General features: G+C 44.8%; 10 protein-coding genes and 2 rRNA genes (1 of these 12 cut by a window edge). 9 read left to right on the top strand and 3 right to left on the bottom strand.

Features of this window, described 5'->3' with window-relative positions:
- The 4 genes from RGE70_RS17745 to RGE70_RS17730 form a co-directional block, all read left to right on the top strand.
- A 23S ribosomal RNA gene (locus RGE70_RS17745) occupies window positions 1-2,193 on the top strand; it begins 702 nt to the left of the window's first position.
- Window positions 2,194-2,330: 137 nt separating this feature from the next.
- A 5S ribosomal RNA gene (gene rrf / locus RGE70_RS17740) occupies window positions 2,331-2,446 on the top strand.
- Between the two features lie 762 nt (window positions 2,447-3,208).
- Complete coding sequence (locus tag RGE70_RS17735) at window positions 3,209-3,661, top strand: SDR family NAD(P)-dependent oxidoreductase (protein ID WP_310472748.1); 453 nt, start codon at window positions 3,209-3,211, stop codon at window positions 3,659-3,661.
- Between the two features lie 419 nt (window positions 3,662-4,080).
- Window positions 4,081-5,355, top strand: a complete 1,275-nt coding sequence (locus RGE70_RS17730) for a CinA family nicotinamide mononucleotide deamidase-related protein (RefSeq protein ID WP_310472747.1) — start codon at window positions 4,081-4,083, stop codon at window positions 5,353-5,355.
- Between the two features lie 44 nt (window positions 5,356-5,399).
- On the opposite strand, the gene RGE70_RS17725 is transcribed toward RGE70_RS17730, so the two are convergent.
- From RGE70_RS17725 to argE, 3 genes are all read right to left on the bottom strand, one after another.
- On the bottom strand, window positions 5,400-5,942 hold the full coding sequence (locus tag RGE70_RS17725) for a YceB family lipoprotein (protein ID WP_310472746.1): 543 nt from the start codon (window positions 5,940-5,942) through the stop codon (window positions 5,400-5,402).
- On the bottom strand, window positions 5,942-8,578 hold the full coding sequence (gene ppc, locus RGE70_RS17720) for a phosphoenolpyruvate carboxylase (RefSeq protein WP_310472745.1): 2,637 nt from the start codon (window positions 8,576-8,578) through the stop codon (window positions 5,942-5,944). The genes RGE70_RS17725 and ppc overlap by 1 nt, the downstream gene beginning before the upstream one ends.
- Window positions 8,579-8,723: 145 nt before the next feature.
- Window positions 8,724-9,875, bottom strand: a complete 1,152-nt coding sequence (gene argE / locus RGE70_RS17715) for an acetylornithine deacetylase (RefSeq protein WP_310472744.1) — start codon at window positions 9,873-9,875, stop codon at window positions 8,724-8,726.
- Between the two features lie 266 nt (window positions 9,876-10,141).
- Between argE and argC the strand changes: the two genes are divergently transcribed.
- From argC to argH, 5 genes are all read left to right on the top strand, one after another.
- A complete protein-coding gene (gene argC / locus RGE70_RS17710) occupies window positions 10,142-11,131 on the top strand; it encodes an N-acetyl-gamma-glutamyl-phosphate reductase (RefSeq protein ID WP_310472743.1) in 990 nt (329 codons plus the stop codon).
- Between the two features lie 17 nt (window positions 11,132-11,148).
- Window positions 11,149-11,955 (top strand): acetylglutamate kinase, encoded by an 807-nt coding sequence (gene argB, locus RGE70_RS17705; RefSeq protein ID WP_310472742.1) that lies wholly within the window; start codon window positions 11,149-11,151, stop codon window positions 11,953-11,955.
- Between the two features lie 12 nt (window positions 11,956-11,967).
- Window positions 11,968-12,876, top strand: a complete 909-nt coding sequence (locus RGE70_RS17700; protein WP_310472741.1) for an ornithine carbamoyltransferase — start codon at window positions 11,968-11,970, stop codon at window positions 12,874-12,876.
- A 63-nt stretch (window positions 12,877-12,939) separates the two neighbouring features.
- Window positions 12,940-14,169 carry an argininosuccinate synthase gene (locus RGE70_RS17695; protein WP_310472740.1) on the top strand — a complete coding sequence of 410 codons (1,230 nt, stop codon included), beginning with the start codon at window positions 12,940-12,942 and terminating at the stop codon, window positions 14,167-14,169.
- Window positions 14,170-14,245: 76 nt separating this feature from the next.
- Window positions 14,246-15,613: an argininosuccinate lyase gene (gene argH, locus RGE70_RS17690; protein ID WP_310472739.1), complete on the top strand. Its 1,368-nt coding sequence runs from the start codon at window positions 14,246-14,248 to the stop codon at window positions 15,611-15,613.
- Window positions 15,614-15,694 lie beyond the last annotated feature (81 nt).

Raw genomic sequence — 15,694 nt, 5'->3', positions numbered from 1 at the left:
GTAACATCAACTGGAGGACCGAACCGACTTATGTTGAAAAATGAGCGGATGACTTGTGGCTGGGGGTGAAAGGCCAATCAAACCGGGAGATATCTGGTTCTCCTCGAAAGCTATTTAGGTAGCGCCTCGAGCGAATACCATTGGGGGTAGAGCACTGTTAAGGCTAGGGGGTCATCCCGACTTACCAACCCTTTGCAAACTCCGAATACCAATGAGTACTACTCGGGAGACACACGGCGGGTGCTAACGTCCGTCGTGAAAAGGGAAACAACCCAGACCATCAGCTAAGGTCCCAAAGTTATTGCTAAGTGGGAAACGATGTGGGAAGGCTTAGACAGCTAGGATGTTGGCTTAGAAGCAGCCATCATTTAAAGAAAGCGTAATAGCTCACTAGTCGAGTCGGCCTGCGCGGAAGATTTAACGGGGCTAAGCAATACACCGAAGCTATGGGTTTGCTAGTTTACTAGCAAGCGGTAGAGGAGCGTTCTGTAAGCCGTTGAAGGTGAAGGGGTAACCCACACTGGAGGTATCAGAAGTGCGAATGCTGACATGAGTAACGATAAAGGGAGTGAAAAACTCCCTCGCCGAAAGACCAAGGGTTCCTGTCCAATGTTAATCAGGGCAGGGTGAGTCGACCCCTAAGGTGAGGCCGAAAGGCGTAATCGATGGGAAACAGGTTAATATTCCTGTACTTCTGCTAACTGCGATGGAGAGACGGAGAAGGCTAGGCTAGCGCGGCGTTGGTTGTCCGCGTTTAAGGTTGTAGGCTGTAAACTTAGGCAAATCCGGGTTTACTTAAGGCTGAGAGCTGATGACGAGTCACTAAGGTGATGAAGTAGTTGATGCCATGCTTCCAGGAAAATCTTCTAAGCTTCAGGTTAGTAGGAATCGTACCCCAAACCGACACAGGTGGTTGGGTAGAGAATACCAAGGCGCTTGAGAGAACTCGGCTGAAGGAACTAGGCAAAATGGTACCGTAACTTCGGGAGAAGGTACGCTGCCGACGGTGATGGAACTTGCTTCCTAAGCTGTTGGCAGTCGCAGATACCAGGTGGCTGCAACTGTTTATCAAAAACACAGTACTGTGCAAACTCGCAAGAGGAAGTATACGGTATGACGCCTGCCCGGTGCCGGAAGGTTAATTGATTGGGTTATCTTCGGAGAAGCTCATGATCGAAGCCCCGGTAAACGGCGGCCGTAACTATAACGGTCCTAAGGTAGCGAAATTCCTTGTCGGGTAAGTTCCGACCTGCACGAATGGCGTAATGATGGCCACGCTGTCTCCAGCCGAGACTCAGTGAAGTTGAAATTGCGGTGAAGATGCCGTATACCCGCGGCTAGACGGAAAGACCCCGTGCACCTTTACTATAGCTTGGCACTGAACATTGAACCTACATGTGTAGGATAGGTGGGAGACTTTGAAGCGACGTCGCTAGATGTTGTGGAGTCGTCCTTGAAATACCACCCTTGTAGTTTTGATGTTCTAACCGCGGCCCCTGAATCGGGGTTCGGGACAGTGCCTGGTGGGTAGTTTGACTGGGGCGGTCTCCTCCCAAAGAGTAACGGAGGAGCACGAAGGTTGGCTAAGTACGGTCGGACATCGTACGGTTAGTGCAATGGCATAAGCCAGCTTAACTGCGAGACATACACGTCGAGCAGGTACGAAAGTAGGTCATAGTGATCCGGTGGTTCTGAATGGAAGGGCCATCGCTCAACGGATAAAAGGTACGCCGGGGATAACAGGCTGATACCGCCCAAGAGTTCATATCGACGGCGGTGTTTGGCACCTCGATGTCGGCTCATCACATCCTGGGGCTGAAGTCGGTCCCAAGGGTATGGCTGTTCGCCATTTAAAGTGGTACGCGAGCTGGGTTCAGAACGTCGTGAGACAGTTCGGTCCCTATCTGCCGTGGGCGTTGGATGATTGAAGGAAGCTGCTCCTAGTACGAGAGGACCGGAGTGGACGAACCGCTGGTGTTCGGGTTGTTATGCCAATAGCATTGCCCGGTAGCTACGTTCGGAATCGATAACCGCTGAAAGCATCTAAGCGGGAAGCGAGTCCTAAGATGAGTCATCCCTAGGAATTTAATTCCTCTAAAGAGCCGTTCGAGACTAGGACGTTGATAGGCAGGGTGTGTAAGCGTTGTGAGGCGTTGAGCTAACCTGTACTAATGACTCGTGAGGCTTAACCATACAACCCTGATGGGTTTTGTATGAGACTGATGTTTTTACAGTATCAGAATTAGAAGCACTTAATGTTGTGTGACTCAATAATAGATTTCAGTTTACTTGCGTAAGCGAGTAACAGCTTTTCAAATTTCCCAAATTTGTCTGGAGACCATAGAGCTGTGGTACCACCTGATCCCATTCCGAACTCAGAAGTGAAACGCAGTATCGCCGATGGTAGTGTGGGGTTTCCCCATGTGAGAGTAGGTCATTTCCAGGCGCCTAATAAGTGAAGAGCCCGCTACGCTGTAGCGGGCTTTTTTACGTCTGCGATTTATGGATTTGAACCATTTTTAAGCCGTTCAGGTTTATCAGTATCATCGATAAAGGCTAAAGAAAGTCGTGTGGCCGCTATGCCCATGTGAGAGTCGGTCATTTTCAGGCGCCTAATAAGTGAAGAGCCCGCTACGTTGTAGCGGGCTTTTTTACGTCTGCGATTTATCGATTGGGCTGCTTTAGGCTGTTTTATTAAAAGGTTAGCGCTCTACATTCTAGTGCTTTAAGCTCGAAACAAAGCCATGTGGCCTATATGCCCATGTGAGAGTAGGATATTTTGAAGCGCCAGATCAGTATCAAAACTCGTGACTAGGCTATTTAGTGGATTTTCACATCTTCGATTTATGGCATGAGCCATTTTCAAACCGTTCAGGCTTATCAGTATCATCGATAAAGGCTGAACAAGTAGCCATCATCTTATTTAACCCTCAATAAAAGTGTAAAAACTACAACGTCCGCTACATTGTTTCTTGATATAGGCAGCTCTTAAAATTATCGTTACCAATACCAATACCAATACCAATACCAATACCAATACCAATACCAATACCAATACCAATACCAATACCAATACCAATACCAATACCCTTGCAGAATCATTGCGGTTCTATCCATCAATGCCTCAATCTAGCCTTGTTAAGCAGAATTCTTAATCTTGATGGTGATTGTGTAGTGTTCTTTAAAAAGAGATCTTGAGATTGGCTTATTGATAAACAATGCAGGAACTGGTCATCCCGGTTTAATTTTAAAAAGTAATTTAGAAGATGAGAAAAATGTACTTCGATTAAACTCTATTACTCCCATGGAATTAGCACACTATTACGGAAATCAAATGATTCCAAAGTCTCGAGGAGGTATTATTTTTGTTTCATCTGCAATGGGATATCAAGGGACTCCTTACATGGCTAATTATTCCGCATCTAAGGCTTACACTTTAACATTAAGGGAATCGATATATCACGAATTAAAGGGGCGTGGGGTTGATGTATTAGTAATATCTCCCGGAGCAACAAATATACCTGCAGCTAATATTGTTTCTAATACCAATAATAACCACCAATACCGGTTCACAAGCTATTGTTGCATAGTGACTATATTACCAATCGATATAGCAGCCTCTTCATGGTTAGGTAGAGCTTTGAATTTCGAAACTAAGTAGAGGTATCTCTTTTTACTTAGATACTCATGAGACGTTGTACACCAAAATAGCAAAAACATAAAAGTTGCTTGGTGCGTCGTAGGTACAAAATTGGTACTTAGCTGTTTTTGCTTGTTATTTGTAGGGTGGGATGGTTTCTATGTGGGTAAGTGCTTTCAAAACGTCTGGGGTATAGGTATTACTCAGATAGGTTATTAGACTTAGCATTAGTTTCTTTGTGTCGGTTACTGCGGTTTGCATAAGCCTCTGAACTCGTGATGAATTTACATCGAAAGTTCATCAGTATTTTTCTCTCCTAGCTGTAACCTACTGATTAAAAACAGTACATTACTTTTATTCAGTAGGATGTTTTAATTGGTGGTTGCTATTACAGCTAAGCTCTTCTAATTTATCTGCAATCAACCTATAGGGATTATCCAATGAAGCTTGAAATGATTTGTACTGGGGAGGAGGTATTGGCGGGTCAAATCGTTGATACTAATGCTGCATGGTTCTCTAATACTCTTATGGAGCAAGGTGTTGAGTGTCAACGTCGAACTACTGTTGGAGATCGCTTAGAAGATCTTGTTGCAGTGTTTAAAGAACGCAGCACTGAGGCTGATGTCATTCTTGTTAATGGTGGTTTGGGCCCCACAAGCGATGATTTATCTACTGAAGCGATGGCTCTCGCTAAAGGTGAAGATCTTGTTGAAAATAGCTTATGGCGGAATCGCCTAGAAAGTTGGTTTACGCGTAATGGCCGAGTGATGGCAGAGAGTAATCTTAAGCAAGCATTGTTGCCTGAGTCAGCTATTATGATCGACAACCCGGTTGGTACGGCTTGTGGATTTGCGGTTAAACTAAATCGGGCATGGCTATTTTTTACTCCTGGAGTACCATTCGAATTTAAGCAAATGGTTAAAGAGCAGTTTATCCCCTTTATTAATGAAAGATTTGAAATTGCTGGTGACGTTTCGTTGCGAAAATATTTAACTCTGGGGCAAGGTGAGTCATCTTTAGCTGATGCGCTTGAAGCTATTGTCTTGCCTGAGGGGTTAACGATTGGCTATAGAACGTCAATGCCCCACATTGAAATAAAGCTGTTTGCTCGTGGCTTGTCAGCTATTAGCGAGATGGACAATATTGAGAAGCAAATTCGCTTTTTGCTCGGAACCGCAATTGTTGCTGATAATAAAAAAACTTTAGCCGAGGAGATCCACGGACTCCTGCTCGGCTCTGGAAGCAGCCTTAGTGTTGCAGAGTCATGCACTGGCGGCATGATCGCAAGCCAGTTGGTTGCATTTGCTGGAAGCTCGTCATATTTCCATCAAGGTTTAATAACCTATTGTAATGAATCAAAAGTAAAAGTACTCGGAGTTAAAGCTGAAACCTTAGATTATCACGGAGCGGTATCAATAGAGACTGTTGAAGAGATGGCTAATGGGGCTAGAGCTATACTCGATAGTGATTATGCGCTCGCTACGAGCGGTATTGCAGGACCTACAGGTGGGACTGATAATAAGCCTGTTGGCACCGTTGCTATCGCGTTGGCGACTAAGGGTGGTGTGTATAGTCAAATGATAAAATTACCAAGGCGCTCAAGGGACTTGGTGAGAAGCTTAAGTACCGCTGTTGCATTTGATATGTTGCGCCGAGCGTTACTTGGTGAAGCGGTCATTATTGATTATGGTTCGATATCAAGATTCAAAAAATAGACAGTACGGCAGTAATGACTAATTGATTACTGCCGCAATGAAGTTTATTCGTCAAACACCAGCACAAGTTTGCCTGGTTTAACGTCAATACGTTTTGTCATTTCCGCCATAAGAGCCTGATTTGATTTTTTTGTATCGAGCACATATACAGGTTGAGTCTCTAGAAATTGAGTTAAAAATCCCATCAACTGAGGTGCTATTGAACCAATTGCTTTTTCTATGTGCTTAGGTTCTGATTCGAACCTGACTAAATTTAAATTGCGCAGATATACACTGTGATTACTCGCGTCATACCATGGTTGCGCTTCAAATGTCGCGGTTAGATCGGCACTAATTGGTAGTAGCGGATTACGAACTTTAACTAGTGTCGCAGCTGTTACTGACATGGTATTGGCTTTTCTGCCTAAGATGACATCAATATCATTGACCTTCAGTTCAATACCAAAAACCTGATTACCTTCTTTTATCTCAAAGTGCATCTCGTCACTGAGGTAGCCTTCCAGTTCTTTTTCAGTAATGCTGTATTGACTGACACAGCCAGTCAGCAATAGCAATAAACTACATAGTGTGATGTTTAAAATTTTCATTAACCTGTATTTCTCATTCCGGCAGCCACGCCTGCAATTGTTAGCATGAGTGCTAATTCTACATTGGTTGAACTACTTTCTTCTTTGCGAGTGCGAGCTAAAAGCTCGGCTTGAAGAAAGTTAAGTGGATCTATGTAAGGGTTTCTTAGCTCAACCGATTCTCTACTCCAAGGTGTATGTGCCATTAGCGTTTCAGATTGTGTCACGGCTAAAACAGCTTCAACACCTACCGCAAGGCGTTCTCGTAATTGAACACCCAAATGATGCAGCCCTGACGGCACTAAGCTGGTTTCATAGTATTTAGCGAGGTTTGGTTCTGCTTTGGCGTAAACCATTTCGAGCATCGATATACGTGTTTTGAAAAATGGCCAGTGTTGCTCCATTTCTTGCAATAAGGTTAATTCACCACGTTGTGTTGCCGCTTGCAATGCTTCTCCGGCACCTAACCAAGCAGGTAACATTAATCGGTTTTGTGACCATGCAAATATCCAAGGTATAGCGCGTAAGCTTTCGATGCCGCCATCTACTCTTCGCTTGGCTGGACGACTACCTAGCGGCAGTTTACCTAATTCTACTTCAGGGGTGGCAGCTCTAAAGTAGGAAACAAAATCTGGCTCTTCTCGAACCATGGCTCGGTAAGCGAGTACTGACTCATCAGCTAGTTGTTCCATGCAGTTACGCCATTGTGCTTTAGGTTCTGGTGGTGGCAGTAGTGTTGCCTCCATTACTGCTGAGGTGTATAAAGCTAGGCTTTGCACGGCAACCTTGGGTAGGCCGAATTTAAAACGGATCATCTCACCTTGCTCTGTCACACGAATGCGACCATCTACTGATCCTGGTGGTTGAGATAAAATTGCTTCATGTGCTGGCCCGCCGCCACGACCAATTGTGCCGCCGCGACCATGGAATAATGTGAGTTTGATGTCAGCATCTTGGCTTACCGCGACCAGTTTTTCTTGTGCACTATATTGCGCCCAAGCCGCTGCCATCACACCGGCATCTTTGGCTGAGTCAGAATAGCCAATCATGACTTCTTGAATACCCTTAGTGTAACCACGGTACCAATCGATGCTAAACAGTGCCGACATGCATTGTGATGCGTTGTTAAGGTCATCTAAAGTCTCAAATAGCGGTACCACTCGCATCGGGTGCGGGCAACCGGTCTCTTTTAACAGTAACAATACCGCGAGTACATCAGATGGCTGGCTGGCCATTGATATAACGTAAGACCCCATTGCCCTTGCCGGTTGCGTTGCTAATAAGCGAAAGGTGCTCAGTACTTCGTTGACGTCGCTTGAACCTTGCCATTTAGCTGGGATAAGTGGGCGCTTACTTGTGAGTTCTCGCAGTAAAAAAGACTGCCGGTCTGCTTCACTCCAGTGGCCGTAATCTCCCATGCCTAAATAACGGGTGAGCTCTGCTAATACGTCGGCATGACGTTGTGCATCCTGACGGATATCTAGTCTTAGCATATGGATACCAAAACAAGCGATTCTTCGCAGCATGTCGAGTAGTAGTCCATTTGCGATTAGGCGCATACCTGAGTCGCATAGACTTCTATAAAGCATCATCAGCGGGTCTTTGATATCTTTTTCATCCCAAATGATGTCAGACAGCTCTACATCTGGATGATGGCCTTCGAGTTTGCCGTTGAGGTAGTCGATGGTATTTCTAAGCTTATGACGCAGATCTTTCAATACGTCACGATAAGGTTCACTACTATTTTTAGTGTAGGCAAGGAGCTCTTCATTAGCGCCTTCCATAGAAAGCTCGTTGACCAGAAGTGCTACATCTTTAAGGTATAGCCTTGCCGCAGTATGGCGGTTTCTATCTAATACCTCTTGGGTGACAACTGCTGTCACAAAGGGGTTGCCATCTCGGTCGCCTCCCATCCAGCTAGAAAATCTCACCGGTGCAATATCAATGGGCAATTGTGTATTGGTACGGTCTTCAACGTGCTGGTTTAGCTGACGTAAAAAGTCGGGAACCGCTTGCCACAAAGAGGCTTCAATAGTGCTTAAGCCCCAGCGTGCTTCATCAACTGGCGTTGGGCGCTCATTGCGGATTTCGTTGGTATGCCATATTTGGGCGATTAGTTGGCGTAAACGTAAGTGGTGTTGTTTTTTCTCTTGCCCGGTTAGTTGTGGATTTTCTAATGCAGCAAGTGAGTCGATAACCGACGCGTATTTTTGGATTAGTGTGCGGCGTGATATTTCTGTGGGGTGCGCGGTAAGCACTAAGTCGATATCGAGCGTTTTTAAGCAGTCGAGCATTTTATCTTTATCGATATTGCCGCTTAACATTCTACCAAGCAATTGCTCTACTGGGTCGGGTACACAGACTAATTCATCACAATTACGGCTAATGGTATGGAACTGCTCAGCAATATTAGCGAGGTTTAAAAATTGATTAAATGCTTTGGCGAAAGGTACTAGCTCGTCGTCGCTTAATGACGACAGCAGCGTTAGCATCTCTTCGCGAGCGGCATCATTCCCCTGACGTGAACTTTTAGATAGGTGACGGATCTGTTCAATTTTATCTAAAAAAGTGTCATCGAGATCAGTGCGGATCGTGTCACCTAAAATTTGCCCTAAGATCCCTACGTTTGACCTTAACGATGCATACATATCAACCATACCGAACTCCATGTGTGTAAGCTAATTGATCACAATACCCCGCAGCTTTGCACTAGGCAATGATCTCGGTTAGGTTATCGTAGCTGAATGTATTCTCTTTCACTTTCTACTGAACCTAAATTTTGAGGGAATAGGTACTTCCAAGCTATTTTATACAGGCATGATAAATAATATTTTTTAATAATGCCTTGGTTTGTTCTATATAGTGTAGGTCAAGAAACTCATCGGGTTGGTGAGCTTGCTCGATACTCCCAGGACCGAGTACTAAAGTTTGGCAGCCAAGCTGTTTTATATATGGCGCTTCGGTGGCGTAATTGACCACTTCAGGCTCGTTATTTGATAGTTGTGCGACTAACTGGCTCCAGCTGCTATCTTTATTGCCGTCAAATGATTCTGAACCTGGGTACAAAGGAGCCACACTGATGCAGCCTGGGTATTGGCTCGAAACAGGCGCTAAGTAACGTGTCACCATCAGTTCTAAATCTTCAAGTGATAAACCTGGTAGCGGGCGCAGGTCAATATGCAAGTCACAGCAGCCACAGATCCTGTTGGCTGCATCGCCGCCATGTATGTGACCAAAATTCATGGTTGGGTAGGGAACGCTAAATGCATTTTCACGGTAATTGTCTGCTAGGTGCTGTTTTAGTTTAAGTAATTGTCCGGTAACTAAATGCATTATTTCGATCGCATTGATCCCTTTGGCTGGATCTGATGAGTGACCACTGCGACCGATAATTTTAATCCCTTGAGTAAAATGGCCTTTATGCATATATACCGGTTTAAGGCTTGTTGGTTCACCAATAATGGCATAGTTGGGGCTGATGGATTTAGCTGCTGCAAATTCCTTGGCACCATTCATGGTAGTCTCTTCGTCAGCGCTAGCAAGAATATGTAATGGACGTTTAAATTTATCCATCGGTAATTCTTTTAATGCCGCCAGTACCAAAGCAAAAAAACCCTTCATATCGCAAGCGCCTAGGCCATACCAACGATCATTTTTTTCGATTAATTGAAAAGGGTTTTGGTTCCAAAGCCCGTCATCGAACGGAACGGTATCGGTATGGCCAGCCAATAGCAGGCCGCCTTTTCCGCTGCCGAAAGAGGCAACAAAGTTGTGCTTGTTACGGCTATCTGCAACCACTTGCGCTTGGCAGCTCATACCTAAATCAGTAAACCAATTATGCAATAGTTCGATAACGGCTTTGTTGCTCATGTCATCTTGCGCTTCTAACGCACTGATAGACGGCGCAGCGATTAGCTGTGCAAAAGTGCTTTTAATCTCGTTTATTGTAGACATAAAAAATACTCAAATATATATTCAATTATATTGCATAATTAGTTTTCTGTGTTAGTCTATCAAACAGCTAAGATAAGTACCATGTTTTGATGGCCTATAAATGAGAGTATATATGTTTTACCTAGTTAAATTTTTATTAATCAAGGTCAAAGTAACCCACTTCCTGCGACGATAATCTAGTCATAAATGGTGTTCCGCCAGGGCTTAGTATTAGCCCATTCTTTTTTGTTCCAAGGTCTTCAAGATAAAGGTTTAAATCATAGATTATGAAACACATAGCCATTATTGGTGCTAGCGGTTATACCGGGGCACAAATTACGTCGTTAATTAATACAGACTCAGACTTGTCTATTCAAGGGCTTTATGTTTCTGAAAATAGTTTAGATAAAGGCAAGCCTTTAGCCGAGCTGTACCCTAGTTATAATCACATTTCACTTTGCTTGAAACCGCTTACAAACGAAGCTAAAAATGCCATTGTTGCGCAGGCCGATGCGGTCGTATTAGCGACCGATCATGTAGTGAGTTTGCACTTGGCTGCCTGGTTTTATAAGCAAGGGCTAGCGGTGTTTGATTTAAGTGGTGCTTATCGATTTGGATCTTTGGAACAGTACCCTAAGTGGTATGGTTTTACACATGAATATCCAGAAGTGCTCGCTGAGGCTGTTTATGGTTTAGCTGAGTGGAACGCGGCTGAAATTACACAAAGTAAGATGATTGCCGTACCAGGTTGCTACCCAACAGCCTCGCTAACAGCGCTCAAACCTATCTCGCATTTATTAACCGAAGTCTTGCCAGTTATTAATGCTGTAAGCGGCGTAACAGGTGCGGGAAGAAAAGCGCATCTGCATACCAGTTTTTGCGAAGTTAGCTTAACGGCGTATGGCGTTATGGGCCATAGGCACCAACCTGAAATCGCCACTCAGCTTGGCCACAATGTCGTTTTTACTCCTCATTTAGGTAATTTTAAACGCGGCATTCTCGCCACAATTACGGTTCAACTCGCTAAAGGCACAACAGCTGATGACATTGCCGCAGCTTACCAATGCTATGACGATGCCGCCCTTATAACTGTTAAGCAAAATGCCTTTCCTAAAGTTGATGATGTGGTGCACACCGCAAACTGTTTAGTGGGTTGGAAATACGATGCAGACACGCACTACCTTGTCGTATCAAGTGCTATAGATAACCTTATGAAAGGTGCTGCAAGTCAAGCTTTGCAGTGCATAAAGATTCATTTCGGTAATGAGTCTCAATAACAATTATGGAAGCGAAAATGGCAACACTACATGCGGATATCACTGCTCAACCTAAGCCTGTTATGGTGCTTAAAGTCGGCGGCGCTTTATTGCAATGCGAAATGGGCATGGCACGCTTAATGGAAACTGCCGCCAAAATGATTGCAGATGGGCAGCCACTTATTATGGTTCATGGTGGTGGTTGTCTAGTTGATGAGCAACTTAAAGCGAATGATATGGTAACTGAAAAGCTAGACGGGCTTAGAATTACACCCGCAGAGCAAGTGCCAATTATTGTCGGGGCTCTTGCCGGAACAGCAAATAAAGTACTTCAAGCCGCCGGCATTAAAGCTGGGATCACTTGTTTAGGCATGAGTTTAGCTGATGCCAATATGATGACAGCCAATATTAAAAGTCCGCAACTTGGATTAGTGGGCGAAGTTGAGCCTAATGATGCCAGCTACCTTGAGTTTGTATTGGCGAAAGGCTGGATGCCTATTGTTAGCTCAATCGCTATTAGTTGCCAAGGCGAGATGCTTAACGTTAATGCTGATCAAGCTGCGACCGCTTTAACTAAGTTAGTGGGTGGAAACTTAGTGTTGTTATCCGATGTTTCGGGAGTACTAGATGGCAAAGGGCAATTAATTAGTAGTTTAAACCAATCTCAAATTTCAGCGTTAACCCAGTCTGGAGTTATCGAAAAAGGCATGAAGGTCAAAGTCGAAGCAGCCTTAGAGGTTGCCGAACTGATGGGACAAGCGGTGCAAATAGCCTCTTGGCGCCATGCTGAACAACTCATTGCACTAAGCAACGGCCAAGCCGTTGGCACTCAGATCCAACCATAGGAGCAAGGTTAAATGGACCATTTATTGTCAATCAAGGATTTATCTCAGGCACAACTTTTAGATTTGCTCGCTCTTGCTAAGCAGATTAAAACTAACCCTGCAGATTACAGAAAAGCATTAGACGGCAAGAGTGTAGTCATGCTGTTTGAGAAGCCTTCTCTCAGAACGCGTGTTAGCTTTGATATTGGTATTAACAAGCTCGGCGGCCACTGTTTATACCTTGATCAACAAAATGGTGCTCTGGGTAAGCGCGAACCGGTATCGGACTTTGCCGCCAATATTTCTTGCTGGGCAGATGCCATTGTGGCACGAACCTTTTTGCATTCAACCATCGAACAACTTGCTGAACATGGCAAAGTTCCAGTGATTAATGCGCTGTCAGATCTTTACCACCCGTGCCAGGGCTTGGCAGACTTTTTAACCTTGTCGGAGCAATATGGTGACGTGAGTAAGGTGAAGCTGGCTTACGTTGGTGATGGTAATAATGTGACCCATTCGTTGATGTTTGGTGCCGCTATTCTTGGTGCTCATATGACGGTTCTATGCCCACCGGGCCACTTCCCTGATGGCAAAGTAGTTTGTGAAGCACAAGCACTAGCTGCACAGCATGGTGGCACGTTAGTGCTGAGTTCTGACATTGAAGCGATAGCTGGTCACGACGCAATTTATACCGATACATGGATCTCGATGGGCGACACCGTTTCAATGGAAGAGATTGAAGCCAAGTTTAAGCCTTACCAAGTTAATACCGAGCTAATGGCGGTCGCGGGTGCAAAACACTTTATGCATTGCCTACCAGCATACCGCGAGATTGAAGCAACTGCAGAGATAGTTGATGGCGAAGGGTCGTTGATTTTGCAGCAAGCAGAAAACCGTATGCATGCCCAAAATGCTGTGCTGGTGACCTTACTCGGTCAGTAATGCACTAAAAATTATATCTCGTTGATTAGTCGACGATAAAATAACAAGAATTAGGAAGTGAACATGTCAATTAAAACCAACAAAACAGATGTTAAAAAAGTCGTCCTCGCGTATTCGGGTGGTCTCGATACCTCAGCCATAATCCCTTGGTTAAAAGAGACCTACGATAACTGCGAAATCATTGCCTTTTGTGCCGATGTCGGCCAAGGCGACGCAGAGCTTGAAGGTCTGCATGAAAAAGCTATCGCATCTGGTGCGTCAGAATGCCACATCGTCGATCTAAAAGAAGAGCTGGTGGCTGACTACATCTACCCAACTATTGCTACAGGCGCTATTTATGAAGGCACCTATTTGCTGGGTACATCGATGGCAAGACCTATTATTGCCAAAGCACAGGTAGAAGTGGCGCGTAAAGTTGGTGCGGACGCGGTTTGTCACGGTTGTACTGGTAAAGGTAATGATCAGGTGCGCTTTGAAGGTTGTTTTGCTGCGCTGGCTCCCGATCTTAAAGTGATTGCTCCTTGGCGTGAGTGGGAAATGGTGAGTCGTGAAGACCTACTGGATTACCTTGCAGAACGTAATATTAAAACAACTTCTTCAGTCACTAAAATTTACAGCCGTGATGCAAACGCTTGGCATATTTCTCATGAAGGTGGCGAGCTGGAGGATCCTTGGAATGAGCCATCAAAAGGTGTATGGACCATGACCGTGGCGCCAGAAGATGCACCTAATGAGCCAGAGTACGTCGCACTAGAACTTGAACAAGGCAAGATCACCAAGGTAAACGGTGAAACGCTATCACCTTATAAAGCACTAGTTGCATTGAACGAAATAGCCGGTGCACATGGGGTCGGTAGAATCGATATTACCGAAAACAGACTCGTTGGCATGAAGTCTCGTGGTTGCTATGAAACGCCAGGTGGTACAGTCATGTTCGCTGCATTGCGTGCCATTGAAGAGTTGGTACTGGATAAAACCAGTCGTGAATGGCGTGAACAAGTAGGTGCTCAAATGGCACACTTAGTGTACGACGGGCGTTGGTTTACCCCGTTGTGTGAGTCATTACTTGGAGCGTCAAAGCCGCTCGCAGATTTAATTAACGGTGAAGTTATTATTAAGCTTTATAAAGGACAAGCAAGTGCAGTGAACAAACGTTCGCCTAACAGCCTATATTCCGAAGAGTTTGCCACCTTTGGTGACGATGATGTTTACAACCAAAAAGATGCTGAAGGCTTTATCCGTCTGTATGCGCTTTCAAGCCGGATTAGAGCGTTGCATGATTACAAAAAATAGCACTGCTGTGGACGAATCATAACAATAATATACCCGGCGGACTCATTGTCCGCCTAGCATGAAGAAGGAAGTTAAAATGGCATTATGGGGCGGTAGATTTAGCCAAGAGAGCAGCGCACTGTTTAAACTTTTCAACGACTCTTTGCCGGTGGATTTCCGACTCATAGAGCAAGATATTGTGGGCTCGATTGCATGGGCAGATGCGATAACACAGGTTGGTATTTTAACCACCGATGAGTGTACAGAACTGCAAGCAGCGCTGAATGAGTTATTAACTGAAACAATCGATAACCCTGAGCTGATAATCGCTTCAGGAGCAGAAGATATTCATAGCTTTGTAGAGCAATCGCTTATTGCTAAGGTTGGGGATTTAGGTAAAAAACTCCATACTGGCCGTTCACGTAACGACCAAGTCGCGACAGACCTTAAGCTGTGGTGCAAAAAAGAGGGGCAGCAACTACTTGAGTTACTTGGCAAGCTTAGAACGTCGCTAATTGAGTTAGCTGAGCGAGAAATTGACGCCGTAATGCCAGGCTATACCCACTTACAAAGAGCGCAGCCAGTGTTATTTGGTCATTGGTGTTTGGCTTACGTTGAAATGTTTGAACGTGATATTAGTCGCCTACAAGATGCGCTAAAGCGCACTGATACTTGCCCGCTAGGTACTGGCGCATTAGCGGGCACAGCCTACCCAATGGACCGTGTTCAATTAGCTCAGTCGCTAGGTTTTGCCGCGCCAACGCTAAATAGCCTTGATACGGTATCAGATAGAGACCACGTCATTGAAATTTGTAGTGATGCGTCAATCAGCATGATGCACTTAAGTCGTATGGCTGAAGACTTAATATTCTTTAACAGTGGCGAAGCCGGTTTTATTGATTTAGATGACGAGGTCACATCGGGATCGTCATTGATGCCGCAAAAGAAAAACCCTGATGCACTTGAACTTATCAGAGGTAAAACAGGCCGAGTTTATGGCAGTTTAGTGGGGATCCTTACCACCATGAAAGCATTGCCTCTTGCGTATAACAAAGACATGCAAGAAGACAAAGAAGGGCTTTTTGATGTGATGGACAGCTGGGCTATTTGTCTTGAAATGGCGGCTTTAGTATTAAATGGCTTGCAAGTTAATCGCGAAAGAACCCTAATCGCCGCACAGCAAGGCTATGCAAACTCAACTGAATTAGCTGATTACCTTGTCGCAAAGGGGATGCCATTTAGACAGGCGCATCATGTTGTAGGTGAGGCTGTAGTGAGTGCTATTGCGCAACAAACGCCGCTAGAAGATCTACCTATCGAAGTGTTAAAAGGCTTTAGCGATATCATCGAAGCTGATGTTTATGACTGCCTTACAATAGAGTCTTGTTTGGCCAAGCGCGAAGCATTAGGTGGAACCTCTCTCGTACAGGTTAAGTCAGCATTAGCGGCTAAACAATCTAACTGATTTTTGGCTTAATAGCGGTATTTACATAAAGTCAGCATAAAAAAGGCGGCTATTTCGATAAGAAATAGCCGCCTTTTTGCA

The organism is Shewanella youngdeokensis (assembly GCF_033180165.1).
Classification (GTDB): Bacteria; Pseudomonadota; Gammaproteobacteria; order Enterobacterales; family Shewanellaceae; genus Shewanella; species Shewanella youngdeokensis.
The sequence above is the reverse complement of the archived record's forward strand: the minus strand, read 5'-3'. Positions and strand labels throughout refer to the sequence as shown.

Excerpts from the sequence above, each read along its gene's own strand:
- argH (WP_310472739.1), top strand. The coding sequence starts at position 14,246 with ATGGCATTATGGGGCGGTAGATTTAGCCAAGAGAGCAGCGCACTGTTT.
- RGE70_RS17700 (WP_310472741.1), top strand. The coding sequence starts at position 11,968 with ATGGACCATTTATTGTCAATCAAGGATTTATCTCAGGCACAACTTTTA.
- RGE70_RS17730 (WP_310472747.1), top strand. The coding sequence starts at position 4,081 with ATGAAGCTTGAAATGATTTGTACTGGGGAGGAGGTATTGGCGGGTCAA.
- argB (WP_310472742.1), top strand. The coding sequence starts at position 11,149 with ATGGCAACACTACATGCGGATATCACTGCTCAACCTAAGCCTGTTATG.
- ppc (WP_310472745.1), bottom strand. The coding sequence starts at position 8,578 with ATGGTTGATATGTATGCATCGTTAAGGTCAAACGTAGGGATCTTAGGG.
- argC (WP_310472743.1), top strand. The coding sequence starts at position 10,142 with ATGAAACACATAGCCATTATTGGTGCTAGCGGTTATACCGGGGCACAA.
- RGE70_RS17695 (WP_310472740.1), top strand. The coding sequence starts at position 12,940 with ATGTCAATTAAAACCAACAAAACAGATGTTAAAAAAGTCGTCCTCGCG.
- argE (WP_310472744.1), bottom strand. The coding sequence starts at position 9,875 with ATGTCTACAATAAACGAGATTAAAAGCACTTTTGCACAGCTAATCGCT.
- RGE70_RS17725 (WP_310472746.1), bottom strand. The coding sequence starts at position 5,942 with ATGAAAATTTTAAACATCACACTATGTAGTTTATTGCTATTGCTGACT.